Genomic DNA, 26,937 nt, shown 5'->3' on the forward strand with positions numbered 1-26,937 from the left:
TGCTGCCCTAAAATATGTAAAATTATTGGATCAGGAAAGATCAATTATTTCCCAAAATAAGAGGGAGTCCGTCCTTTGCACTGCCAATAACTACAATTTTTGCGTTAGGCGAGTTGGCTAATTGCTGAGTGGCTTCAATGCCTCTCATCTTGAGTAACTCGTCGGTCAAACTGCTGTTGATAATTTTGTTAGCGGCAGCTTCACCCTCAGCACCAATGCGCTTGCGCTCTGCCTCACTTTTTTCTCTGTCGAGCCTGAACTGGTAGGCCAGCGCTTCCTGTTCCTGCTTCAACTTGTTTTCGATGGCAAGCCCTATTTGCTCTGGTAATTTGATGGACCGAATAAGAAGAGCCCGCATCTGAATGAAGTTGCCTTCAGCACCCAGTACCGCTTCTGTTTCAGTTTTGATAGCTGCTTCCACTTCGGGCCGTTTGGTCGAGTATATTTCCTCAGCCGAAAATCTACCCATTACCTGACGAACGGTAGACCGTACCTCTGGCACGACCAACCTGTTTACGTAGTCCTGTTGGAAAGTCTCTTGTATATACCCGATCTTGTCGAACATTGGGTGAAACCTAACTGAGACATCGACGCTGATAGACAAGCCGTTTCTGTCAAGCACGTCGAGGGTTTCCTCCACTTGATTTTCGGTCACATCATATACGAAAAGCTCATTGTAGGGTGCTTTCACATGAAAGCCGGGCATTTGAATGTTCTCCTTGTCCATCCCTCTACCAAATTTATAGAAGAGAACGGCCCTTTCTCCTGGACGTATTGTGTAAAAAATACTAGAAGAAAGATAGATGAGGAGAATGACTGCAATGAGCAGCACCACGATTACAGGTAAAAAGCGACGATTTTCCATGGTTTATTATACTCTTTAAATTGTTAACTCGGGTGAATTTTACCGAAAGGTAGGCAACTATATATGAATACACTCTTTATTGCAATAAAATTCTGTTTGCTTCAAATATTTTAGACCACGATAAAAGATCATTCTGGATAAATTGGAAAATGTTCTTGCTAACTGAGCACTTTGATACTGTCAGGTGTTAGCTGAATGGCAGAAAAGATAGCTGTAATATCTGACATTGAAAATGATAGTTGTTCGTTTTAGTTAACTTTCAATTACATTTAATGTTTGGAGAAAATCATCATAGCATTTTTTTGGATGAAGAGTAAATGGAGGTTGATAGTTGGTGCGGCGGTAGTTGCCGTTAGTTTGGTTGGATATTGTGCCAATGCGCAACGGTACAGGCTTGCGTGGTCTGACGAATTCGACTACAAAGGGTTGCCGGACAGCACCAAGTGGACCTATGATGTTGGAGATGGTTGCCCGGTGTTTTGTGGTTGGGGGGGCAATGAAGAGCAATACTACACGTACAAGCGAACCAACAATGCCAGAGTTGAGTCGGGCTACTTGGTTATTGAAGCTCATCGGGAAAAATTTGGAGATGCTGATTACACCTCGGCCAGGGTGGTTACCCGTGGGAAGAACGAGTGGCTATACGGAAAGATAGAGGTGAGGGCACGACTCCCCGCTGGCTCTGGTACCAGCCCTGCCATATGGATGCTTCCCTACTTCGACGACAGGCCTGTCAAACTACCTGAGGATGGACAGTTGGACATTATGGTGCATTCAGGCGCTGAAGTGGACGTGATCCATGGTATGGTGCATACTTCCGCTTACAACCTCTCTCTTGGCACCGAGAGAATGGGACATATACAACTGAGCGCTGTCGATAAAAGGTTTCATACATTCTCTATAGAGTGGACTCCCACAAAGATTGAATGGTTTGTGGATGGGAAGAAGTACCATAAAGCAGTGGATGACGGCACAGGAAAAGATGGTTGGCCATTTTTTAATCCATTTTACCTCATTCTCAATGTTTCGGTGAGGCAAGGACAAGGGTTGGAGTCTACCGACTGGCCTCAGCGAATGGAAGTAGATTTTGTTCGGGTATATCAGCGAAAGCCTAGGAAACGGCCTCAGGACGATGAATTTATGGATGAGGGCTTTTGATGCCTTTTAGCGAAAAGTACCACTAAGAAGGAAAACTTACATTCAGTTATTCATGACTGAATGCTGTACTTGGCATAAAGGCCTGTTTTTATTCGTGTTTGCTCAGTTTTCTTACTCGGGTTATAAATTGCAGCAGATGAGTCTGTTATAAGTTTTTTATGGGAGCACCTTTGTATAGGTTCAAATTATACTCTCATGACTCGATTCTATCTACTGTTTGTTGTTTGCTTGCTCACAGCCAAAAGTTATGGTCAGCAAGTAATTGTTACCGACGATGACAGCTATACCGGGGCTTCGTCGGCCATGTTAGATGTTAAGTCCACTACCAAAGGCTTCCTGCCTCCCCGGCTAACAACCAGCCAGCGAACATCCATTTCCTCTCCGGCCGAAGGGCTTTTAGTATTTGATTCTGATTTTTCGGAACTGATGATTTTCAGGAGTGGTGAATGGCATGAGGTATGGGATGCAGGTAATTTACGGCGACCCAGCTATGGAGAAATTCACCTCACCTCAAATTTGTCGTCGGTTTTGCCAAGTAAAACATGGATTGGGTTTGTAAGCGGTTCTGCCAGCCAAGCGGCCGGAGGCGATGAACTGACCATTACGGAAGGCTCTTCTGTAAGCATTCCCGACAAAATAGTGATAGGTTCTGAAGGTGGTGGTATTTACATGGTACAAGTTTATTTAGCCTTCACAATGTCAGGTATTCAAACAGACCGGGAAGTATGGGCTCAGGTACACAAAAATGGGGTAACTGCTACTAATCTTACCGCAAAAAAGACCATGAAAACTGGCACGACTGACGTTGGTAGCTTTAGCGGACTGATATCGCTTGCTGCCGGCGACTATCTGGAACTTTGGTTTTATGTGAACCATATGAGTAGTACTACCTTTGATGCCTCTTCCATGAATTTTATGGTTTACAGAATTAACTAGGGTAGGCCATGAAGATGAAAACTCTCGTGTTGCTTTTAGTGACTCACTTAGTAAATATATGTGCACTCAGCGCACAGTCTGCTGGTGTTTTGAATAATGGTGCAACGATTGTTGTCAAAAACGGAGCGTTTTTGAAGGTGCTCGGTGGCTCTGACGCCTCGGTAAGCATCGCTGACGATGGTGTTTTGCAGGGTGATATTGTATTGGAAGGAACGATTTACCTTGAGGGAAATTGGGCCAATAACAGCACCGCCATCAATGTGCTCGAAGACGCCACAGGCACAGTTGTTTTTGCGGGAGCTACGCCTGTAATAAAAGGAAACTCAAAGACTCACTTTAAGAATGTTGCGGCTGCCAACGATTTGACCCTCGAGAAAGACGTGAATCTAAGAGGCGGCCTAAGCATGGGTAGCGCAAGCATTATTTTAGGTGACAATGATTTGACAGTAAGTGATGGAGGTACCATCGACTTTACCAGCGGATGGGTGAAAACCACTGGAACAGGAACCTTAACTATGCCTGTAGCCAATGACAATACGCCTGTTGTTTTCCCTGTCGGTCAAGCCTCTTACACGCCTATAGCAGTTACGCAGTCGGCAACAGGATCTGCTGGCAACTTTTCCGTGAGGGTACATGACAACGTACTGGAAAACGGGGTGATGGGCGATCCGGTTTCGCTGCCACGGGTAAACAAGACGTGGCAGGTTGGCAGCGACGCTTCAGTAATCGACGTGTCATTTACAATGTATTGGAATGCGGCAGATGAATCTGCCTCCTTCGACAGAGACCGTTCTTACGTTAGTCACTATACGGGCGGCGCATGGGATGCTAACTCGGCAGCTTCGGCAAGTGGCCTGGGGCCTTTCTTTACCACCCGATCAGGTATTACCTCACTGAGTCCCTTTTCTGTATTGGGAGAGGAGGAGGTACTTCCTGTTGAGTTTATTGACGTTTGGATTGAAGAAAAGGGGCATAAGACAGTGCTGAATTGGAGCACGGCCTGGGAAGAGAACAATGACTATTTCAGCGTCGAAGAAAGTACCGATGGTGTTTACTTTGATGCAATTGCAGAAATGGACGGAAGCGGATCCACCCAAGGCATTAACAGGTACGATAGCCCGCTCAGCCCGAAACCTGGGTTATCTACTTACTATCGGGTCAGGCAGACTGATTTTGATGGCAAATACAGCTTTTCTAAGACCGTACGCTATAATAATGCCGATTTGCATCAGGTTGAATTGAAAGTGGGCAATGTCGCCTTCGACAAGCAAGGGCAAAGTCTAGCTTTCGATGTATTTGCTGCTGACAATGACCAGGCCTATTTAGCCCTTTTCGAAATCGGAGGAAATGTGCTTGCCGAAAGTAGCATTTATTTGCACGAGGGGCAGCAACATATCACTCTACCGATCTCAACAGACCTAATGTCAGCTACTATGTACATCCTTAAAATACTCGATGGTCGTGCTGAAAAAACGGTGAAATTTGTGCTGAAATAAACAAGCTGCTACTTAATGTTGCTTCATACTTCTGCCCGAAGGAATATTAATTGATCAATGCCCCAATGCAAAACCAAACTCCAGGACACAGGTTCTCGATTCCCGGGCTTTTCGTTTAAATGCTCACCAGAAAAAGCGAAAAAGGAGACAGTTACTACTCTCTCGGCGGACTAAGCATAATATGCGCCCTGTGAGTACCAGGGTTCATGATCCATGGCTGCCCTTCAAATTCTGGTTTTGTTGGAAGGCCGGTTGACTCAGAAGTTTCAAAAGGTACGTAAACCACATATCTTAAGTAGCCATTAACCACTTCGCCGGAAGCCCAGGTAACATCGCCGTCCTCAGCATTATAAACATAGAGTGTGCTGCCCTTGGGAATATTTATTTTCCCAGCCTTCGTTTCAGTTTCTCTGATGTCGAATATTTCCTGTGATGTTTTGCCTTCCTTCTTTAATTCTCTGCCTCTTGCCATAAACGGATCGAGATCCTTTTGGTAGCAGGCCACATTGAAGCCCTTTGAATTGGGGTCATCGGCGAGGCATATTAGGCCATTTGTTCCCTCACGGAGAGTGATGAACTCTCCTGCACTATTATAGCCGTAAATTTTTGCTCCGTCCTTGAGCTCCGTAGGTGCGGCAAGCAAGGCTGTTTTTATTTGAATATCTGATGAGGGAACGCCCTGCCCAAAACCATTGACGTAAGTAAGAAGTAAAAGACCAACAAGTGTAATCGCCTTCATAATTTTGATTTTTAAAGGATGTGCAATACCGGCCAGGAACCAGAATGTCTTCCCGTTCTCAGGCTACCAGATATTAGATAGGTGAATTTAGAAAAAACTTAGGTTATTATTGGTCTTGTCGGATGTATTGTTTGTCGAAACGCAATTCGTTAAAAAGGCTGCAAGTGGTGTTGAGAGACTATTGGCTTTTTTATTTGTCGAATTTGAGATAGGGTGACGCATCTGATCGTTTTGCCATTCGTTAACTTCACTGTGCAATTAACTCCTTCCGTCAATCTGATTAAGTTTTTTTAGATGTTAAAAAAATGCTGTTAGTAAGTAAAACCGTCGCATGAGTATTTGGTCAAAATATAAGGAACTGGTAGCGTCAAGGCTGTCGGATGGGGCTGTTCCGGATGTAAAGGGAGTTGGGTATTGGCGAGACAAACTGTTCCAAGTGATAGTTGTTTACATGCTGCCAGTGTGTATGATTGCCTACATACCGGCAATGGTTCTATGTTATTATCTCGATCAACCCTACATAGCATTTTACGACAGCCTCGCCGTGGCGTTACTGGCAATGGTCACGTTCTCCAAAAAAATGAATCTACGTTGGCGAAAGCTTTTGTTTGTGTTTACAATGTACCTGTTGTCAGTTACACTATTGTACTACATGGGGGTATACGGGCCTGGTCTTTTGTATCTGTTATCCACCGTCATTTTTGTAAGTCTCATTTACTCCAGCAAACTGGCTTATTGGTGTATTGCTGCGAATACTGCAATCTGTGTTCTATTCGCACTAGGCATGCACCTTGGTTTGATGGATTCCGCCCTGGTGAACATTTACACGCCTGCGGCCTGGCTGGCCGTTGCATCAAATCAGGTGCTGCTAAGTGTTTTGTTTGCAGTCTCTATTCAGATGCTCACCTCCGGCCTTGCCCAAACGCTTGACAAGGAAAGTTCACTCAAGGAAAGTATAAGAAATGAGATGGTTGAATCTGAGAGGCTTGTTAAAGAACTGAAAATTAAAAACGAGGAAATGGAGCAGTTTACCTATATAGCTTCACATGATCTTCAGGAACCCCTCAATACCATACTTGGCATCACCGAAGTACTTAAGCTGCCGAGTTCAAAGAAAGGAGACGGAGATTTCGAAAACAGCCTGGACTACATTTCTTTTTCAGTGGAGCGCTTGAAGTTGTTAATTAAGGGACTTTTGGACTACGCCCGCATTGGCCGGCAGTTAGAGCCAAAAGAGGTTAAATGCGATGAGGTAATAAAAAATGTCGTCGGAGACCTCCAGTCGGCGGTCTCTGAAAGCGGCACAAAGGTGCTGATTGATGAATCAGTAAGGCGCATGGCGCCCCTGGCAGTTTTTCCGCTGGATTTCAATCAGTTGTTTCAGAACCTGATTAGCAATGCGATCAAGTTCAGGCGTAGAGATGTGGAACCCATAATAGAATTGTCGGTAAAAGAGGAAAGTGATTTTTTTGAATTTTTAGTCATAGATAATGGTATTGGTATAAAACAAGATGACCTTGATAAGATTTTTATCATTTTTAAAAGGGTCCATGGCGACGCCTCTTACGAAGGTACCGGTATTGGCCTCGCATTTTGTAAAAAGATAGTTGAACTACATAGAGGCAAGATTTGGGTGGAGTCGAAAGCAGGCAGCGGAAGTAGCTTTTACTTTACAATCTCCAGGCACCTCGCAAAATGATAGTCAGACTATATTGAAGTTATTTATTGTTGTATTTCTCCTTGGGATTGACCTGTAGAAGACCGTCCATCCTTTTCATATAAATATTTGAAGGAAAACTTATGTTTTGCCAATCTGCAACTGCTAGTTTCGTGCGTATATAGGATTGAATCCTATTATGAATAGACTACTTTTCTATCTTTTCTGGTTTGCATTTTTTTTAACTCCAACTCTGGCCATTTCTCAAAATTGCCTGGAACAGTTGGACAGCGCTAACTACTACTCAAAAATAGATAGGGCCAGGTCTTTGCACTTTGCTGATCAACTCATCGTAAAGCTCGACTCGGGACTTTGTAAGAGGGAGGTGGGGTACGCAGAAGCATACAATAATATCGGACTTATTTACCTGGGCTTTGCAGAACACAACAGAGCTATCAGGGCCATTCAAAACAGCTTGAGGGAAGAACTAGAGCTATACGATAGCCTAAGCCCCGGACTTATCAAAATATGCTTGAACCTTTCAGCGGCTTATCAGAACAATAGTGACTACCTGGCAGCTGAGTCGTATCTGCTTTGGGCTGACTCGCTCGTGCGAAAGAATTATTCCGAACAGAGCCAGATTTACCTCGACGCCACCTACAAAAATGGACTCTTCTATATGGAAGTTGGCCAATATGAAAAGAGCCGAAGTCAGTTCGAGCGTGCCCTCAGATTGTCAGCACTGTACTTTGCTGAGAATGATTCTATTCGGGGCGGATTGCTGACAGAGTATGGAACACTTCTAAGGGACATGGGCGACTTTGAGGAGGGTGAAATAGCATTGAAAAAGGCTATAGAAGCGCTGAAGGGAAAGAATGAGGTCATGCATCTGCGGGCATTGGATAGACTGGCGGCAATAAAGCTTGACAGAGGTGAGTTTTCTGCCTCGGAGAACCAGCTGCTGAGCAATCTACAGTTGAAAAAGGAGCGTTACCCGTCAGACTCACTACTTAGAATAGAAACACTAAATACCCTGGCTGTACTATACTTTAAAGTCAACGACCTTGTTACCTCGGAGGCATATTTTGAGGACTTGTTAAACTATGCAGGTAGCAGGATAGAAATCTTACCGTATGTAGTCAACAACATCGGCGCTATTTATTCAAAGAAGAAAGACTACAAGAAGGCTTTTACTATGTTTCAGGAGAGTGCCGCAGCGATGCGGGAGCTATATGGCGGCGTCCACCCCGATTATGCTAACGTGCTGAGCAATTTGGCTAATTGCCAAAAAAGCCTTGGAGACATTAGTAGTGCCCTCAATATGTATATGAGGGTGCTTGACTTGGACAAGACTATTTATGGTCCGGAAAACCCCAGGTATGCCACAACACTTAACAACATAGCGCTGATTTATCAGGCGTTTGGGTATGTGGAATTGTCGGAGAAACTTTTGCTGCAAGCGCTGAAAATCAGGAAGGAGAAGCTGGGAGAGAAACATCCGATGTATGCGAAGAGCCTCAATGACCTCGGAGTTCACTTTCTGAACAAGGGAGATACACTTCAGGCACTCGAACATTTTGACGGGGCACTAAAAACAGAAATTCACCACATGCAGTCGGTGTTTCCAGTACTCACGGATCAACAAAGGCAGTTATTTTTTGAAGACATTAAGTTTAACCTGGAGCGTTTTGCGAGTATTTCTTTTGGGAAAAGATATTTTGAAACAGAGTGGACGGAAAAGGTTTACAACTACTATTTGAATACAAAATCGGTGTTGTTTTATGCGGCCGACAAGATGCGTACTAGCATGTTGGAAAATTCAGATCCCGCCGTAAAAAATAGTTTTATTGAGTGGAGAGAGGCGAAGTATATGTTGGCTCAAAGCTACCTTCTTTCTGAACATGAGCTGGCGCTGAGGGGGATCAACATCGAAAGTCTGGAGGATCAGTGCAACAATCTCGAAAAAAAGATGGCGCTACTTTCGTCAACCTTCTCTTCTCAGAGCGAACTTTCGTTCTACAGCTGGCAGGACGTTGAAAAGAATATTGCTGACAGCGCAGTGCTCGTAGAAGTGATCGAATTCAGGAACTACTCATTCAAGCTTGGTAAATTTGGTGCAGAACAGGGTTTTGACGACCAAAGCAGCTACGTGGTGTTCATTCTTCAGGGAGGCTCTAACCAGCTCAAAAGGATCAAGCTTGATGGCAGCGACCGGCTGGTGGATCAGTATAGTTACTATAAGAATTCCCTCAGGTATGGCCTTGAGGATGCGGCTTCCTATAATGTTTTCTGGAAAAAAATTGACACCGAACTTAAAACAGACAACAAGGTTTATTATGCCCCGGATGGCATCTATCACAAATTAAACCCGGCCGTTTTGTATGATTCGGCCACCCAGCAATATGTGTCGGACAAATATAAGCTTGTACATATTACCAGTGGAAAGGATTTTATTCAGGGGGGCAAGGTGGCTGCCAAAAAAATGAACACAGCCGCAATCTTTGGCAATCCTGACTTTACAACACTGAATTTGAATTCACCACTCAACCCACTGCCAGAAGCGGAAAGGGAGGCTGATGATGTAACCGAGATTCTACAGGGAGGAAAATGGAAAGTGTCAGATTTCTATTATCTGAATGCTACTGAGAGCAACCTCAAACTTAATCAGGATCCGGGTATTCTTCACCTGGCGACTCATGGCTATTTTGAGGAAGACAGCAAGCGGCAGAGTGCGTTGCTTCATTCGGGCGTTTATCTCGCCAGAGATAAGAGCACCGGGGACGATGGTATATTGACTGCCTATGAAGCGATGAACCTTAAGCTTGACCAAACCCAGCTTGTCGTCCTGTCGGCTTGCGAAACGGCACTGGGAACGGTTAAGAATGGGGAGGGCGTTTACGGTTTACAGCGGGCTTTTTTGGTGGCTGGGGCAAGCAACCTTATTATTTCTCTGGTGAAGGTGAACGATACAGCCACCAAAAACTTCATGAACATGTTTTACTCGGAGTTTGTGAAAGAGCATTCTATCGAAGACTCTTTTTTCACAGCAAGACAGCGTTTTAAGCAACAATATCCGGATCCCTTTACCTGGGGTGCCTTTATTCTTGTGTCGAAGAAGTAATTACAACATCACGATTATTTCGTCCCCGGGCTTCAACTCTTCTTCAAGTTGATTTATTTCGTATATAAGCTCTTCAATGGTTTTGAACTTCCTGGCAATCGATTCAAGTGTCTCTCCTGGTTTTACTGTGTACAGAAAAAAATTATCATCTATGTCTTTTTGATTGATGAGGTTGCGCATGCTTGGTGTTCTGTACTCAGCGTCAAATACTCTCAGTGTGTTCCCCTCGGCAACAGCCTTTGCGCCAATACCATTCCAGCTTTGTAGTTTTGCAGGCTCAATACCCAGGTTCTGGGACACCAGGTTTAAGTCAAGGCTCCTCATCACAAGGAAAATTTCAGGCTTGGTGTAGTTGACCTCGGTTTTAGTGTGAATAATGATTTCTGCTCTTCTATTGAAAAACTGGGCATACCATGAATCTTTTTCAGAGAGGGGTTTTTCCTCACCAATGGCAATGACCCTCATTTTTGATTCAGGAACTCCTTTGGCAAGCAGGTATTTCATAATTGAAATACCTCTGTTTTCACTCAGCGTCAGGTTATAATCTTTGTTGCCTCGACTATCGGTGTGTGTCTCAATGTCGATCATAACAATATTGTCCTGATCGAAATGACTTATCAGGTCGTTAAGTGCCACGATAGTTTCACTTCGTAGCTGGTAGCGACCGTAGTCGAAGTATACTTTCTCGAACGAGTATTCATAAAAGGTTCCAGTTGTGTCGACTTCTGTTACGCTAGCGTTTTGGTTGCTTGCAGTAGTTATTGTGTACTTATTGGAGAGACTGTCTGGCGTAAACAGGTAGGTAAACTGTCCGGCATTATTGGCGAGTGTCAAAATCTCTGTCCTCGAATCAATTGTCAAGCGTACAAGTTCCCCAGGTGCCACATTTGTGCCATGTATATTAATAAGATTTGTTGTTGTATTGAAGGTTGGCGGGGCCGAGTCTCTCCCTGTTGGAAAAAAGATATCGTATCCTTGGTAATCATCCATCCGGAAGGTGTAGAGATCGAGTGAGGAGGCTGTGTAATATTGAAAGTCGATAATGGCATCGTTGGTCATGATGTACTCAAAAAACTCCTTAAGACTGCCGTAGGAAAAGGTCATGACGTCAAGTTCTTTGCCATCTCTGTTAGATGAGAGATAGCCGCTTTTTCCCAGGAATAGATAGGTGTCGTCCAGAGTGCTATTAAAGGGCACTCCGAGGTTAAATACTTTGGGTTCAAAAAAGGACAGCTGCTTGGCCAGGTACAGATCGAAACCACCGTAACCAGCCAAGCCGTTGGAGGCGAACGTCAGGCAGCTATACGCAGGAGAGTAGAAGGGCGTTATTTCGTCACCCTGCGTATTGATTCTTTCTCCCAGATTGATAGCTGTTGTCCATCTGCTGCTGTCAATCCGAAGGCTCATCCAAATGTCGAGCCCGCCCTGACCTCCGGGTCTGTTGGAGGAGAAAAAGATAGTATCGGCACTTGCTGTTACAAACGGATGCTTTACATCAGTGCCAGGCATGTTGATGGTAGTGTCAAGCTGGGCAGGCTCCGTCCAGTTTTTTCCGTCCCAGGTGCTGACAAGCACTTTGCAGGTACTTTCTTTGTTGCAGTCGCTATAGTAAAACGTTTGGCCATCACCGGTAAATGAGCCGGTGCCCTGCGACCATCGGGTGTTGAGTTTTTTGAAAAATGAGGTTTCCTTCCATTTGTTATTATTGGCTTTGCCGTACGACATAAGGCTTGGCAGATAGTCGCCAAACTTAGGGTCGTAGTATTGGAGAGAGTGTACTTTTCGGGTCGTAGACATTACGAGGTTGCCATTAACCGGCCACTCGATCACCCCAAGATCGTTTTGATCTGAATTAACGTCTGTCAGAGAAGTGAGTTTATACTTGGGCTTGGCTCGCTGGAGCCTCATGCCCAGCTCACAACCAGCCTTCTGAAACTTAACCAGTGACAATAGTTTTTGCTGGCTGGCTGGTTCTAGTTGGAGGAAAGTGCTAAAGATGGAGTCCGCAGCCTTAAAGTCTCCCTTGATCTTTGTCAGGAACCCATGGTAGTAAATGGAGGACGGTTGATGCGGGCCGGAAATCAAACTCAACGCACTGAATTTCTCTTCCGCTGTGTTGTAGTTGGTACTTTTTAAGTAACTAAACGCCTGCCTGTATCTCGACTCAAGGTCGCTGGGAGAAAGAGAGATCACTTTATCGTAAAACTCCGCTGCCTCAAGGTACCTTTCCGCATCGTAGTATTCGTCGGCCACCTTCTTCAGTTTTTCAACAGACTGACCGGAGACATGCAATGAAAAAGCAAGCAGCAACGCAGACCAAAAAAATTTCATGTCTTAGAATATTGGGCTATTAACCTTGAAGGGGTTATTGCGGAAGTTGAAGTCATATCCCAAAGATACTTCAAATGATGGTGCAATTTGACCATAAATCTCATTGTTACGATAAGTATTCGAGTTGAGGTCGTAACTAATGCCCGCACTAAAGTCGTTGATTTTGAAACCGCCTAGCACAATGAATGAATCAAACAACCGGTACCATGTGCCTACTTGCAGAGTCAAAGCAACATCGGACATGGTGCTGTTGATCTGATGTGAAAGGTAGGTGCCAAGGTTCACCTGATAGCTTTGTGATGAGTATGCCACCAATAGGGAAGGGTGTACATATGTTTTTGGCGTAACGATAAACTTGGCGTTTGAAACCAGTTTGAACAGTATAGGGTTGTCAGTAAGGTAAAGTCCGCCAAACCGGCTTTTTGGTGTGTTGAGATTGTCGGCAGAGAGCCCAATGGTAAACGACCGATCCCTGAACATCGCATTGGGGTTGTCGATGGCGGAATACAAAACGCCAAAATTGAAAACAGGGTGGTAAGACGACAGCTTGCCAATGTCCTCAGGATTTTGTGTATTATCGAAGCCAATATAGGGGTTGTACTGCGATCCCCATTGTAACCCATTCAGAGAGATTCTTGTTTGTGTAACGCCTCCCTGTAACCCAAAGATCAAAGTGTTGTTCTTTAATCGTTTTAGCTTCAGTGCATAGGCGCCCGTAAGCAATATTTTTTGTGTAGAAAAGGCGCCCTGAATGCCCTGGGTTTCCTTAAAGAAGGTAAGACCCGCTCCACCTACCTGAAATTTCCTGCTCGTATTTTGAAAAACAGGGTAGGAGACGGTGGCCTGACTGAGATCATGAAGTGATCCGTCCCCTGCCAGCTTACTTTTATTGAAGTTTATCCTGGCTGAAAGGTACGGATTTGTTCCTGCAAACGCCGGGTTAACAAAAATAGCGCTGGAGTAAAACTGCGAAAACTGCCCACCCTGGGCTTTTATCTGTCCAATGAGCAGAAGTAGAATAAGGCCGGTGAGTGTGCTTCTTTTCATCGCAGTAAAATGAACGATCCTTTTTTGCTGAATGACCCTTGTGGCGTAACCACCTGAATGGAATAGTAGTAAACGCCTTCTGAGGCTGTGGCACCACCGTTTGTAGTTCCGTCCCAACCCAGCTCGTCAAGTACCGCATCGATTTGATTGACGTTGTACATTTCTACATTGTAACCATCCCAGATCGCCATTGTGAACCGTTCGACAGGAACCCCGGCAAGAAATGGCCTGAAAAGCCTGTTTTCTTCCAGCGCCGCACGGGGTGCAAATATGTTGGGTACGAAAAACGCAGGCCCCGAGCTTAAAGGCATTCTGCCAAGGCTTACATACTTAGGCTCGTTTCGCAGTGCAAGGGTTTTGGACGAGGTTAGCATGCCGTAAGTCACCGAATCGGTGTCCGTGAGTGAGCCGATGCCCAATTGGAAGTATTTACCTTCTTCAGGATCTAAATGGGCGATTACTGGCCCGTACCTGTGTGCCCGTATTGTTTGAGGGTTCACCAGGGCGTTCAGCTCAAAGCCGTCGAAGTTTACTTCTACGGTAGTGGCAAGGTTCTTCTCACTTTCTTTGGTAACTATCCACTGCGCTTCATCCGCCAGGCCGATCAGTGAATCGCCCGGTATCAAAAGAGAAGCGTCGGGAATAGCTATTTCCACGGCGATTTTATCTCCCTGAGATGTTTGCAGCAGAGAGAGGCTGTTGAAATACCCGTCTATTCCCATGGGGTAGTAGAGGGCATTTCCAACGGATGTTTGACTTATCCTTCCCTCAATATAGCTTTCCGCCGAGCCGCCAGCGATCTGTCCACCGCTCACATGCACCTTTGTAGCTTGTGGGTAGAGGTAGCCTTTGTTCATGTCCAGCGTGCCTGATACATCTATGGTATTGGCGAACAGAAACAAGCGGCCCTGCTTCAAAAGGGTGAGATCTTTGGCCAACAGCTCGCTACCAGTCAGCTTTTGGTCGGCGGCTCCTGTAAACTCCATCGAGCCAGCTGAGGTGTTTGCTGCAAAGTCGACGTCTTTACTTAGAATCAGCGTGCCTTTGTTGTCAAGAGAACCTTCAAAATTTACCTGGTTGCTGAAAAATACCTTCGCATTGCCTTCTATATACATAGAGGCATTGGGCTGTAGCGTAAACGGCTGAGCCAGGCATTGCACACCTGCAAAAAGGATCGATATGAAGAATAAAAGACGCATGTCTATTCCTGGCTGGAAGCAGATGCTTTGGCGGTAGTTGTGGATTGAATCAGGAGGTTAAGTTTAGCTTCAAGGGTTTTGAATCGCTCGTCGTTGGAGGAAAGTTGGGCTTTCATTTCGTCGACTTCTGTCTTCAGGTCAGAAACCCTGGCGTGTTCTTCTTTGAGGGCTTCGATGAGGATGGGGATGAGGCCCTGGTAGTCGACAGCTAAAAAACCATCAGGCCTATTCAAAATGAGATTTGGGAATACTTTTTCGACCTCTTGGGCAATGACGCCAGTTTTTAGCTCCTGGTTGAGAGAGTCAGACTTAAGATAGTAATTGTATCCGTTTAATCGCATTAATTTCTCCAGTGAGCTGTCGAGATGAGTAATCTCCTTTTTTAGACGCTTGTCACTCAAAAGGACAATTATAGTAGTTGCACTAACAAACCGACCTTTGGCGTCGAAAGTTAAACTGTTGATTGCGGTAGTTGCTCCTCCGCCTACTGTGGTACCGCCTGGAAAAAGGGTAGGCATCTCCAACTGATCCGTTGTGATTTGAAGGCCTGATGTGCCTGATAAATTGACTGCCAGCGGCGTGCCGGCTCCTCCAGATAAACCATTTCCAGCCACTGTTGCATTCAAGTCTGCTGCGGTGATAGTACCATCGGTGATAAAACCAGTTGTCACTGAATTCTGCGAAGCCAATGCACCAAGTGCGTTCCAGCTGGCTCCAGTGCCATTGGTTGTAAGATATTCGCCGGTATGGCCGGTTTGATCTGGCAGCACGCCAATTGGGCTAAGATCGACCGGGCTGAGCGGGAAACCGGATATCGTCAAATTTGTGCCGGTAAGATTTAGTGTTTGAAGCTCATTTGACGGGTTCGAATCCGCATCATTTACATTATCAGTGCCAGTGTCCCAATTGGTGCCATTCCACTTGAGCACATCCATTGGGTTTGGGGAAGTGGCAGTTAGATTGAAACCGGTTCCTCCACTAATGCTTACTGCATTTCCCAAAATTGATATATCCTGCTGGTAAGGGCTTAAGTCAATGTTTGTGGCCGAGCCGTTGTTGGTGATTGTTAGTGTATTCGCAGTCAGATCCAGGTCCTGAATCTCGTTGGTTGGGTCAGCATCTGCATCGTTAACATTTAGAGCCAATGTTGATCCAGATGACAAAGTGATATTCCCTGCCGTTGCATCGGTGCTGATGTCTTGAATCTCGTTGGTTGGGTCGGCATCTGCGTCGTCGACATTAAGAGCCAATGTTGATCCTGACGACAAAGTGATATTCCCTGCCGTTGCATCGGTGCTGATGTCCTGAATCTCGTTGGTTGGGTCGGCATCTGCGTCGTCGACATTAAGAGCCAATGTTGAGCCTGATGACAAGGTGATATTCCCTGCCGTTGCATCGGTGCTGATGTCTTGAATCTCGTTGGTGGCGTCAGCATCTGCATCGTCGACATTAAGGGTTAGGGTTGATCCTGACGACAAAGTGATATTCCCTGCCGTTGCATCGGTGCTGATGTCCTGAATTTCATTGGTTGTGCTAAAGTCTGCATCGTTAATCGACACCGTGCCACCTCCATTAGAAAGCGTGACGTCGCTTCCGGTAAGAGAAATTGTCTGTAACTCATTGGCAGGGTCAGCGTCAGCGTCGTTTACATTAAGGGTCAAAGTGGAGCCTGACGACAAAGTGATATTCCCTGCCGTTGCATCGGTGCTGATGTCCTGAATTTCATTGGTTGTGCTAAAGTCTGCATCGTTAATCGACACCGTGCCACCTCCATTAGAAAGCGTGACGTCGCTTCCGGTAAGAGAAATTGTCTGTAACTCATTGGCAGGGTCAGCGTCAGCGTCGTTTACATTAAGGGTCAAAGTGGAGCCTGACGACAAAGTGATATTCCCTGCCGTTGCATCGGTGCTGATGTCCTGAATTTCATTGGTTGTGCTAAAGTCTGCATCGTTAATCGACACCGTGCCACCGCCATTAGATAGCGTGACGTCGCTTCCGGTAAGAGAAATTGTCTGTAACTCATTGGCAGGGTCAGCGTCAGCGTCGTTTACATTAAGGGTCAAAGTGGAGCCTGACGACAAAGTGATATTCCCTGCCGTTGCATCGGTGCTGATGTCCTGAATTTCATTGGTTGTGCTAAAGTCTGCATCGTTAATCGACACCGTGCCACCGCCATTAGATAGCGTGACGTCGCTTCCAGACAGCGATAAAGTTTGCAGTTCATTAGTTGTGCTAAAGTCTGCATCGTTGATCGACACGGTTCCGCCACCATTGGATAGGGTGATGTCGCTTCCAGACAGCGACAGCGTTTGCAGTTCGTTGGAGGTGCTATTATCAGCATCATCTACATTGTCTGCAGCTGATGTCCAGTCAGTGCCATTGAATTTTAGCACCTGTCCGGAGGAAGGCGCTGCCGTAGCCAGATTGAAGCCAGTACCACCTCCACTAATAGCCACGGCATTTCCGGCAATGGACACATTCTGGATTTCATTGGTGGTGCTGAAGTCTGCATCGTTAATCGACACCGTGCCACCGCCATTAGACAGCGTAATGTCGCTTCCAGATAGCGATAGTGTTTGCAGTTCATTAGTTGTGCTGAAGTCCGCATCGTTAATTGATACTGTGCCACCTCCATTAGATAGCGTGACGTCGCTTCCAGACAGCGATAAAGTTTGCAGTTCATTGGTTGTGCTGAAGTCCGCATCGTTAATTGATACTGTGCCACCTCCATTAGATAGCGTGACGTCGCTTCCAGACAGCGATAAAGTTTGCAGTTCATTAGTTGTGCTAAAGTCTGCATCGTTGATCGACACGGTTCCGCCACCATTGGATAGGGTGATGTCGCTTCCAGACAGCGACAGCGTTTGCAGTTCGTTGGAGGTACTATTATCTGCATCATCTACATTGTCTGCAGCTGATGTCCAGTCAGTGCCATTGAATTTTAGCACCTGTCCGGAGGAAGGCGCTGCTGCAGCCAGATTGAAGCCAGTACCACCTCCACTAATAGCCACGGCATTTCCTGAAATGGATACATCCTGGATTTCATTGGTTGTGCTGAAGTCTGCATCATTGATCGAAACTGTCCCACCTCCGTTAGATAGGGTCAAGTTGCTTCCCGCAAGGGATAAAGTCTGAATTTCGTTAGAGGGGTCTGCGTCTGCATCATTTATAGAAACTGAACCGCCGCCACTAGACAGAGATAATGTACTACCGCTGAGCGATATTACTTGTATTTCGTTAGTGGCATCGGCATCCGCATCATCCACGTCATCCCCATCAGCAAGATCTGCAGGCACATTACCAAGATCACCAAAATCACCGCTAAAAAGTGTCGGTAGGTTAGTCAGGCTATTGTAGTCGCCATCAAAATCGTCGGTTACATCAGTATCATAATTTGATAAGTCAACCTGAGCCAGGGTTGGATCGTTTGTGAGTTTCAATACACCGCTACTGAACTCCAGCGATTGAAGTTCATTTTCAGGGTCGGCGTCGCTGGTGGTAATAAGACTGCTTAAATCAACTGTGTTGCCTCGTTCGATGGACAGGTTGGTGCCCTCAAATGTCAGGTTCTGTTTGTCAGTGTCGATACCGGCCAGGTCAACTTCGTTAGCTCCCGATACTTTCAGTAGACTGCCGTTGAGAGATAACGTTTGAAGATTTTGTGACACGAGCAATTTATTCCATGCCGATCCGTTCCAATAGTAGAACAAACCTTCGGTGTCGTCAAACACCATCAGCCCCTTTTCCGAGGCTTGCAATTGCATAGCTAGTCGCTGAGGGGTGGTAAGACGGGGAATAAGAAGGCCCTGGTTATTGTCGGGTGAAACGAGCTGAAGGACTGCGTTTGGATTGGGTGTGGCGGTATTGATGCCAACGGAATTGCCCTGGGAAAATGCGTCAGTAGACAGTGCTACAACAATGAGCCCGGCGAGGCCCAAATAGTGACTAAAACGGTACATAAGCTCAAAGGTTGGTACACAAAACTATTTCAATGTAACCGAAATTGTGATATTTTAATAATGCTGGTCTCATAATGTTGATGGATGCGTGTAATTCCATTAAAATGACCCTCTTTCTAATGTTACAAATTATGACATACTTGGACTATTTGAGGATTTGATAAATAGGCTCTGGAAAAGAGGAAGCCCTGTTTTTTCAAAAAATGAACTTTTCGGCCAAGCTCGATTTAGCCAGGCATCAATGTTATTTGCTGACCAATATTTTTTTGCAATTTTTTCAAAATTATTTCGGTTTGAAGACAAAATCGATACCATATTGCCTGTTACTTCGCAAGGGTTGATCGTTAAAAAAGCATTCAGAGTTACCCACTACATTCGATACTTCGAAAAACTCCTTGATTACTATCTCTTTTCTGCTTTTGAATTCTATTGGATAAAAGTATTGCAACGGGTCTTGCCTGCTTCCAAACCATAACCGATCTTCTTCGGCCACATAAATGGCCCCAAGGGTGCCTCTGGTTTGTTCCACAAACTCATAATCACTACAACCCTCACACTTTAAGTACCTCGACACAAACAGTATTCTATTGTACAGACTATCTTTGGTAAAGCTTAGCTCCATACTTACTTCAAGGCGGCCGTAGTCGCCCGCCTCGTATGAGTATTCGGGTATGTCCTGACCAAATTTGCAGTCCCAATAGAAGGTTGATGTGGGCTCATCTTCAAAGACATAGCTTTTGGAAACCCATGTATGTGCTGAAAGAAGCTCATGAGGTGTAACGATATTGTCTTCCTTACTACAGCTGAGCAGTGGAAACAAGAAAACCATTAGCCAGCGTACGGGTTTGGACATAGTATATTGAATCTTGTGAGACGAAGCAAAGTAACCCTAGCAGACGTGCATGTTCGGTGAAAGCAGTGATTCGTTCGATAAGTTACCTTTTTTTTGTCGATGAATGTTGTGACCACGTATGATAAAGGCCGGTTTGGAAGCTTTAGCAACATCTGCCTTGGTACCCATATCTTTGGCTGCTCTTCAAATTCAACATTGTTATGCACTCAATTGGGTAGTCATTACAGAAAATCTAAAGTGCCGAACGAGCTGCCAATGATTGATTCGTGTTCGACATTCAAATGCTTACTCAGGAGGGTTGAGTAGATGGCTCTGAAATCAATCTGATAAATTAAATCTCCATTCTCGTCGAGATTTGAAAGATCGGGCATTGTATTGATCAGCCCTCGTTGTTTAAGATTGTCACCAATAACAAAGGCCACATTTGCAGTACCATGATCCGTCCCCTCACTGGCATTTTCTTGAACTCGCCTGCCAAACTCAGAAAATGTGAAAATCACAGTCTCTTTAAATTTATCATTTTTAGTTAAATCATTTACAAATGATTCGATGGCATCAGCGTAAATACCTAGACGAATCTCTTGAGTTTTGCCCTGGTTTTGATGGGAATCGAAGCCACCTAGTGAAGCGTAGTAGACCGATGTCTCTGATCCACCAATAATTAAATCGGCAATCAGTTTTAGGTCTCTTCCCAAACTAGTGCCCGGATACTCCCTGCCGCTTGGCGATTGATCCATCATTCTTTTGAGGTAGGCCGTAGAAGAGTGGGTGTCGGCAATGGTCTTATACAGGTAGCCGAGGTTTCCTTCCGATAGCATTTCTTTGCCATCTCCGGCAAAGTTTTTTGCCAGAGAGTTATAGATTTGACTGTTCATTGACCCGAGTGAATTCCCGGCCGCAAATCCATTTACTTTCTCGCCTTTTAATGCAAGTGAAAGATTTGAAGTTGCTTCTACGGCACCGTGAGGGGGGTAGCACTGAGCATCAAGATACCTGCCTATCCACCCCGACGAGAGGTATTGATCTGAGCCAGAGGCGGAATGCCAAATGTCCATTGACCGGAAGTGCGACCTGTTGGGGTTGGGATAGCCAACCGAATTGATTATCGCCAGATAGCCTTGATCATAAAGTCGCTTCAATGGACTGAGACCACGATTTAGCCCAATTTCATCATTTAGAAGAATAAGCTCACTTTTTGTCAAGCCGATCTTTGCCCGGTTTTGATAATACAAGTCATTGTTGAATGGTACCAGCGTGTTGAGCCCGTCATTTCCGCCCGACAGCTGGACAATAACAAGGTTTCGGCCTTCGAACCTAAGTGATCCACTACTTTCGAAGGGTTTAAGGAAAAGCGGGACGAATGCAGCTGATGTCGCCAATGATGTCCTCTTTATAAACTGTCTTCTTTTCATGATTTCTAACAAGTTTGGTATTCGGGCAGGCATAGAATCGCCAGTGTAAATTCCTCAAGTGAGTCGGTCTCGTTGAAGGCGTATGCATTATTTTCAATCGCTAAAGGATTGCTTTGCAATAAAAGGCCAGGAATTTCAGTACGTGGAAGCTTTTTCACATCTTTTTTAAAGAAATCCCAATCCGTAGAGGAAAACAGGTTACTTCTGGACGGATCACTTTCTAAGAAGGTGTCTTCGTCGCCGTCAGGATCCTCCCAGTCCAGACTGCCATTGTTCAATATCAATGAAGGGAGTCTAAGTCGGTAGGCAAGAGTTGAGTTATCAATCCAGGCTTTCCCACCAGGCCACCCCGCCACATTTGGGGGATAAAACAGCGTTTGATTCAAAGCTTTTTGAGCTCTCAGGAGGCCGTCTTTGCTGGTGTATTGAACTTTGAATGACCTGCTTAAGCCTACTATCAACTCAATGGGTGATTTGATATTGCAGCCAATGTTATGGTTCGAGTAGAACCAATCGGACATAAAAACGAATTCCATAAGCTCCGAAATATTGTAGTCCCGCCGGAATACATCTGCCATTAGTCCCACAAGCCTATCGTCCACTTGCTCGTTAACAAATGACTTGAAAATCTTTCGGCAAATGAAGATACTTGTTTCCCTTTGTTCAAGGATAATATCAATTATCCCGTCTCCATCAAGGTTGCCGGTTACCCCCTTGAAAGTTTTTTGAGAGTTGTCGTGTTGTTTTTTGTTGATAAAAAAGTCACCATCTCTATTAGTCTTCCAGCCAGTAAAGGCTTTTGCTACCTCTTTGATGTCCTCCTCCGTGTAATTGCCTATTCCAAGAGTAAACAACTCTAAAAGTTCTCTGGCGAAATTTTCATTAGGGTGTTCCTTTTGATTTTGGCCGGTGTTAAGAAACTGCATCATCGCCGGCGACTTGGAAATCGCTCTCAGAAGAGTGTCAAAGTTGCCAAGGGCATTATTCCGTATAGTGTTAACAAGGTCTTGCTGATAATATGTGTTTCCAATATTGCAAGCAAAATGTCCATGCCAAAAGAGCGCCATCTTTTCTGTCAGAACATTATCTGACGAGATGATCTCTGTGAGCCAGTCAAAATTGAGGTACTGTTTCTGTCGCTGCCTAATTCTGGAGGGATTCAGTTTCTCCGGAGGTATTTCATCCTTTACGAACTCCTCGCTACGAAGCTGCAATTGAGCCACCTCTCCTGGCTTTAATAGCCTCCTGACTAGGTGAGCTCTTCCTCTTTTTGCAACTCTTTTTAGTTCCTTGTTGGTAATACCAAAACCAGCTCTCCAATAAAGATGTTTAACTTGCTGGTGCGTCATTCTACCCATAACAGTAAATTTTCAGACGTGATCTGATGATCAGTCCAGGTAACAAGTGGCACAAATAGCTTGCCAGCTGGGGCCTGGGGCTGTTTTTTATTAACTATTTCGTATTCGCATCATTGATCTCCACCCAGTAGCCATCGGGGTCTACGATGTATATTTGGCTGGCACCATCTATGCGAACATTCGACTCGCCAGGCTTGCCCTGCCAGCTTTCAAAGGGGATGCCTACTTCGTTTAAATGTTTCATGTAGGGCTTGATATCTGTTGTATGCAGACAGATGTGCATGTTCTTTTCCATCTGGATTTTGCTGTTATCACCCTGAATGATGTGAAGCTCTTGTCCATTGCCCAGATAGAACCAACGGTGCCTGCCATCTTTGATCGGACAATCCATTTCTTTCAGGCCAAGGGCCTTCATATAAAACTCAGCACTAACGTTCATGTCTTTGACGTAGAGCGCATAGTGATCGAACGATAGAGGGGGCAATTTCTGAGCGGACTGGGCAAAGCTGCCAGCGCAGAAAATAAGCGATACTGCGAAGGTGGTGAAAATGTGTTTCATTTTAAGTGTTTGTTTAAGAACAGTTTAATTGTGGCGTGTTCTGCCAATTTGATAAAGAAATATAAGCTACAATCTGATAATTCCTTGGGTTCGTTCGTTCTTTAATCAACGGTTCGTTTCCTGACTCAAGCGAGTCAATTTCAGGAGTCACCCGAAGTACAAGCTAGTACATTTATTGTTTTCATGACAGAAAAGAAGGTTTTAATCAGGCTTGCTTTAATAGAGCAGGTGCCAGCTATCTTCTTGAAAATAATGCTGACTGTGACAGCCTGCGAGGTGAGGTAGCGAATCGAGGAAATCGGTATCAGAAAGGTAATCACAGCCAGCGCTTGCGGCGTTCTCCTGCTTTTCTCTCGACACTAAAGCGCCGCTTTCGTATAAGCGAAATTTCTGTCTGGTCCTTTTGCCAACTAGCTTCTTTACGTGTGGCTGGGAGCGTCGCCTATCGCAATGCGGTGGGGAGGTGGATTGACTTCATATTATCACAATGTTCTCTGATTTTTCTGCCCTATTTCCCCACACTCTTCAACACCCTCTCCACAATCCCGTCCATGCTGCTGCTGTCAATCCAGCGGGCTACGATGACTAAGTCGTTTTCCTGGTCAACATATACCATGTTGGCGCCTGCGCCCAGGTGATAAAACGCTGAGGCCGGGGCACTTGGCAAAGGCTTTTGCTCTGTATTGAGGAAGAAGTTCATGAAGCCGTAGGTAGTCTGCACGGGTGTAGGTGTTCTGGCCATGTTCAGCCACTTTTCGGAGATGAGCTGTTGCCCATTCCAGTTACCATTGCGTAGTGTTAGGTAGCCAAAACGGGCCTGGTCATAGGCATTGATGAACATGCCACCTCCCCAGTGAGAACCACCGCTGACCGACTGCACCGGCTTGCCATCCAGCACTATCCACGAGTTTTCGTAGCCGAGCCACCGCCAGGTAGGAGAGGCCCCAATAGGATCCATGATATTTTCTTTGAGCACTTCTGGTAGCGGCTTTCTCCAAACGTTGAGAATGCACAAGGCCAGCAAGTTTACCCGGGTATCGTTGTACTTGTAGAAGCTGCCCGGCTCGTTTCTTTCTCTCCCAATCCATCCTTCAGTGTCACGGGGCGGACGGTCGGCCCAGTCGGGCTTGCCCCAGAGTGTGCCTTCCCAGTCGCTGGTTTGGCGCAGCATGTGGTCCCAGGTGATTTTGCGGTTGTGTTCTGATGAGAAAAGCTCCAGCACGTCAGGCTCTTCAAACGACTCCGCTTTGTTGAGCGACATCCGGGCAGGCTCATAAGGAATCACCGGCCCGATGTAGGGATAAACCTTGTCGTTCACGTCCCTGATCATGCCTTTGTCGTAAGCGAGGCCAACAGTCGTGGAAAGAAAGCTTTTTGCAACGCTAAACGTTTGGTCTACCCGGTCAGGATCACCCCATTTGGCAATGATGTAACCGTTCTTGATCACCATGCCTGTGGCCGGGCCTCTTTCCTTTAGCGGACCGACGGCGTCACCAAAGGGCTCCTTCCCGAAGCTTAGGTAGTGAGCTTCCTTTAGGTTTCTCGAAGCTTTTGACTCACTGGCAATGGCAAAATCAACAGCCTCCTGGAGCAAGGCTGCATCCACACCCATAGAGGCAGGTGTGCGTTCTTCCCAGGAGCCTGAAGGAGGGAAGTAAGGCTTCGGGGCTTTGCTTTTTTGACTGAATAATAGGGCAGGAGCCGTAGCGAGAATGAAAAGAAAGCAAATTTTGAACTTCATGATGCTGGATGGACTAAAAATGAAACAGGTGGTCAGTGATTTTTCTTGCAGACCAAATTTACTATTCAGTCACAAAAAAACATTAACCACCTGTCACAGAAAGACATGAGATTTGAGTAATTGAGCACACGCCAACTTCCGTCTCTCTTCCGACCTTTCGGGCGGCCGACGTTTCGACACTAGTCAAATATTGCCACGAAGGCACCAAGACGCTAAGTCCTCCAGCCTTCATTCTCCCGACGTTCTTCCCCAGCATCTGACGGCTCCACCGCCTGGGCCCGCTGGCCGTACCGACGCCTGCTTCGGTCTCCTGTCTTCCAACCTCTTGGGCGTCTGACGATGGCCACCACTGCTGCCAGCACTATCGTGCCGACGCCTGGCCTCGGTCTTCCTACTTTTCCTCGACAATCACCACCTTCTCCATCACTTCACCCTCTCTGATCGCATCAATCACATCAAGGCCTTCGAACACTTTGCCGAAAACGGTGTGGTTTCTATCGAGGTGTGCGGTGTTTTTGCGGCTGTGGCAAATGAAGAATTGTGAACCGCCAGTGTTTCTGCCAGCGTGCGCCATGCTGAGTACGCCACGGTCGTGGTATTGGTTTTCGCCATCAAGTTCGCAGGGAATGGTGTAGCCAGGTCCGCCGGCTCCTGTACCTTTAGGGCAGCCACCTTGAATAACGAAATCAGGAATAACCCTGTGGAAGGTAAGCCCGTCATAGAAATTGTGATTGGCCAGTTCTTTAAAGTTGGCTACTGCCTTTGGTGCGTCTTTTTCGAAGAACTTGATCTTCATAACGCCTTTCTTGGTGTGTATTTCAGCTATTTGCATGATGTTAGTTGATATTTTAGCGTAAATTAAGCGATGACACTTTGTTGGTTGTTATACTTATTTCGGCTTGCAAAACACACAAAAGTAGTATTTGTATGCAACTGATCTCTGCATTATTATCAAAACGAATTCTTTTTGTCCTGTTTTTTCTTGCGTGCTCTTTAGCTGTCCTGGGGCAAACAGGATCGTTGTCGGGTAGGGTGGTAGACGCCAGTACTGAAGAGCCGTTGCCATTTGCCAATGTTTTTATCAGTAGCACGACTTTGGGTTCTACCACAGCGCTAGATGGCTCGTTCCTGATTGAGAGAGTTCCCTTTGGGGCGGTGCGGCTTGTCGTTTCATATGTTGGCTACCAAAATCAAACATTCAACTTTGATTTTACGGAAAGTTCCAACCTAAGCACGGCTATAGCGCTTGAGCCAGCATTAGAAGAACTGGCTGCGGTGGAGGTGGCTTCGAAGAAGGACAAAAAGTGGGAGAGGAAGTTGTCGAAATTCACGAAAGTGTTTCTGGGAGACACGGAATTTTCAAAGCGCTGTAGGATACTGAACCCCTGGGTGCTTGAGTTTGCCGAAGACAAAGACAAGGGCCTGGTAGCAACGGCCAGCCAGCCAGTGGAAATTGAAAACCAAGCATTGGGCTACAAGGTATTTTACCATTTGCGACTTTTCAATGCCAATTCGACATATTTCTTTTTTACCGGAGAAACCAGGTTCGAAGAAATGACTCCCGCAGATGAGCAGCAAAAGAGCCAGTGGATCAAAAACAGAGTCATTGCTTTTAAAGGGTCGACTAGGCACCTCTTTCTGGCCATTCTGTATGAGTATATTCAAAAGGGACAATTGCTGCAGGAAGGCTTTGCTTTGCTTCAGGAGAAGTTCCCGAGGGAAGGGCCCATTGTGCGGCACCCCGATCTTGCAAAAACAAAAAAAGAAATCCTGATTGACTACCCAATGGAAAACCTGGTGGGGGCTTCATATCGGACAGGGCTTTACAGAATATTGCTCAACGGCAAAGTAGAGGTGCACTACAAAAGGGAGATGGGTGTGCCAAAAAACACGATTTATAGCGACACACTAGCGGAGGTGTCGTGGCTGGAGGTGAAGGAAGGCTACATAGATGTGACTAAGAACGGGCTTAACCAAAAGCCCGACCAGCTGCTGGTTTCAGGTGCTATGAGCCAGGGTTGGGTGGCCATGATGCTGCCCAACGATTATGACCCCGCCAGCAACAACCCTTAGGAAATGGCTTCTTTTACCGCTGTCACATTCTTTGGGGAGTTCCCAACGAATATTTTTCCATCTATGAGAAAGACCGGGCGCTTTAGAAAGGTATACTCTTCAAGAATATAATTTCTGTAGTCCTGTTCGCTCAATTGTTTGTCCTTTAACCCAAGGGCTTTGTATTTCATGGCCACTCTCGAAAACAAGGCCTCATAAGACCCTGCCATCGCTTTCATGTCGTCAATTTGAGCTGGCGTAATGGCCTCCTTTTTGATGTCCTGATACTCAAATTCGTCTCCTATGCCCAGCTCTTTGATGATGCGCTGGCAGGTGGAGCAGCTTGATAAGTGATATACTTTCTTCATGGGGCAAAGAAAGGAAAATTTGTTTAATTGGGCCTTGATCCGCTGATATTAGCCTCCGGTTTCCAATTCAAAGGCAGGGATGTGAA

Annotated in this window: 19 protein-coding genes; 6 read left to right on the plus strand and 13 right to left on the minus strand. The window is 45.7% G+C overall.

The features are described 5' to 3' along the window. Positions 1 to 40: 40 nt before the first annotated feature. Positions 41 to 865 carry a prohibitin family protein gene (locus ACMVP2_RS24280; protein WP_339793978.1) on the minus strand — a complete coding sequence of 275 codons (825 nt, stop codon included), beginning with the start codon at positions 863 to 865 and terminating at the stop codon, positions 41 to 43. A 306-nt stretch (positions 866 to 1,171) separates the two neighbouring features. On the opposite strand from ACMVP2_RS24280, the gene ACMVP2_RS24285 reads away from it, so the two are divergent. From ACMVP2_RS24285 to ACMVP2_RS24295, 3 genes are all read left to right on the plus strand, one after another. Continuing rightward, positions 1,172 to 2,023, plus strand: a complete 852-nt coding sequence (locus ACMVP2_RS24285) for a family 16 glycosylhydrolase (protein ID WP_416865479.1) — start codon at positions 1,172 to 1,174, stop codon at positions 2,021 to 2,023. A 195-nt stretch (positions 2,024 to 2,218) separates the two neighbouring features. Continuing rightward, a complete protein-coding gene (locus ACMVP2_RS24290; RefSeq protein ID WP_339793982.1) occupies positions 2,219 to 2,959 on the plus strand; it encodes a hypothetical protein in 741 nt (246 codons plus the stop codon). Between the two features lie 8 nt (positions 2,960 to 2,967). After that, entirely contained in the window at positions 2,968 to 4,455 is a 1,488-nt protein-coding gene (locus ACMVP2_RS24295; protein WP_416865480.1) for a hypothetical protein, read from the plus strand. Between the two features lie 154 nt (positions 4,456 to 4,609). On the opposite strand, the gene ACMVP2_RS24300 is transcribed toward ACMVP2_RS24295, so the two are convergent. Further along, entirely contained in the window at positions 4,610 to 5,194 is a 585-nt protein-coding gene (locus ACMVP2_RS24300; RefSeq protein ID WP_416865481.1) for a hypothetical protein, read from the minus strand. Positions 5,195 to 5,525: 331 nt separating this feature from the next. Between ACMVP2_RS24300 and ACMVP2_RS24305 the strand changes: the two genes are divergently transcribed. Then, complete coding sequence (locus ACMVP2_RS24305) at positions 5,526 to 6,893, plus strand: sensor histidine kinase (RefSeq protein ID WP_416865482.1); 1,368 nt, start codon at positions 5,526 to 5,528, stop codon at positions 6,891 to 6,893. Between the two features lie 157 nt (positions 6,894 to 7,050). Then, on the plus strand, positions 7,051 to 9,972 hold the full coding sequence (locus ACMVP2_RS24310; protein ID WP_416865483.1) for a CHAT domain-containing protein: 2,922 nt from the start codon (positions 7,051 to 7,053) through the stop codon (positions 9,970 to 9,972). On the opposite strand, the gene ACMVP2_RS24315 is transcribed toward ACMVP2_RS24310, so the two are convergent. From ACMVP2_RS24315 to ACMVP2_RS24360, 10 genes are all read right to left on the minus strand, one after another. Then, positions 9,973 to 12,303 carry an OmpA family protein gene (locus tag ACMVP2_RS24315; protein WP_416865484.1) on the minus strand — a complete coding sequence of 777 codons (2,331 nt, stop codon included), beginning with the start codon at positions 12,301 to 12,303 and terminating at the stop codon, positions 9,973 to 9,975. Between the two features lie 3 nt (positions 12,304 to 12,306). Further along, positions 12,307 to 13,350 carry a PorP/SprF family type IX secretion system membrane protein gene (locus ACMVP2_RS24320; RefSeq protein ID WP_339793994.1) on the minus strand — a complete coding sequence of 348 codons (1,044 nt, stop codon included), beginning with the start codon at positions 13,348 to 13,350 and terminating at the stop codon, positions 12,307 to 12,309. Then, entirely contained in the window at positions 13,347 to 14,549 is a 1,203-nt protein-coding gene (locus tag ACMVP2_RS24325) for a hypothetical protein (RefSeq protein ID WP_339793996.1), read from the minus strand. The genes ACMVP2_RS24320 and ACMVP2_RS24325 overlap by 4 nt, the downstream gene beginning before the upstream one ends. A 2-nt stretch (positions 14,550 to 14,551) precedes the next feature. Next, entirely contained in the window at positions 14,552 to 18,508 is a 3,957-nt protein-coding gene (locus ACMVP2_RS24330) for a tail fiber domain-containing protein (RefSeq protein WP_416865485.1), read from the minus strand. A 283-nt stretch (positions 18,509 to 18,791) separates the two neighbouring features. After that, positions 18,792 to 19,361 carry a hypothetical protein gene (locus ACMVP2_RS24335; RefSeq protein ID WP_339788312.1) on the minus strand — a complete coding sequence of 190 codons (570 nt, stop codon included), beginning with the start codon at positions 19,359 to 19,361 and terminating at the stop codon, positions 18,792 to 18,794. A 221-nt stretch (positions 19,362 to 19,582) separates the two neighbouring features. Then, positions 19,583 to 20,773, minus strand: a complete 1,191-nt coding sequence (locus ACMVP2_RS24340; RefSeq protein ID WP_416865486.1) for a DUF1501 domain-containing protein — start codon at positions 20,771 to 20,773, stop codon at positions 19,583 to 19,585. Positions 20,774 to 20,778: 5 nt separating this feature from the next. Continuing rightward, positions 20,779 to 22,131: a DUF1800 domain-containing protein gene (locus tag ACMVP2_RS24345; protein ID WP_416865487.1), complete on the minus strand. Its 1,353-nt coding sequence runs from the start codon at positions 22,129 to 22,131 to the stop codon at positions 20,779 to 20,781. 94 nt (positions 22,132 to 22,225) lie between these two features. Further along, entirely contained in the window at positions 22,226 to 22,690 is a 465-nt protein-coding gene (locus ACMVP2_RS24350; protein WP_416865488.1) for a VOC family protein, read from the minus strand. A 508-nt stretch (positions 22,691 to 23,198) separates the two neighbouring features. Continuing rightward, the gene (locus tag ACMVP2_RS24355; protein ID WP_416865489.1) at positions 23,199 to 24,431 is read right to left on the minus strand and encodes a serine hydrolase domain-containing protein; all 1,233 of its coding nucleotides are present in this window, start codon (positions 24,429 to 24,431) and stop codon (positions 23,199 to 23,201) included. 391 nt (positions 24,432 to 24,822) lie between these two features. Continuing rightward, entirely contained in the window at positions 24,823 to 25,263 is a 441-nt protein-coding gene (locus ACMVP2_RS24360) for a peptidylprolyl isomerase (RefSeq protein WP_151998648.1), read from the minus strand. Positions 25,264 to 25,358: 95 nt separating this feature from the next. Here ACMVP2_RS24360 and ACMVP2_RS24365 point away from each other — a divergent pair, with 95 nt between their 5' ends. Further along, entirely contained in the window at positions 25,359 to 26,504 is a 1,146-nt protein-coding gene (locus ACMVP2_RS24365; RefSeq protein ID WP_416865490.1) for a carboxypeptidase-like regulatory domain-containing protein, read from the plus strand. Here ACMVP2_RS24365 and ACMVP2_RS24370 read toward each other — a convergent pair. Further along, positions 26,501 to 26,851 (minus strand): arsenate reductase family protein, encoded by a 351-nt coding sequence (locus ACMVP2_RS24370; protein ID WP_416865491.1) that lies wholly within the window; start codon positions 26,849 to 26,851, stop codon positions 26,501 to 26,503. The two genes, ACMVP2_RS24365 and ACMVP2_RS24370, sit on opposite strands and share 4 nt — an antisense overlap. Between the last annotated feature and the right edge of the window lie 86 nt (positions 26,852 to 26,937).

The sequence above is a fragment of the Imperialibacter sp. genome (genome assembly GCF_048007035.1).
Taxonomy (GTDB): Bacteria; Bacteroidota; Bacteroidia; order Cytophagales; family Cyclobacteriaceae; genus Imperialibacter.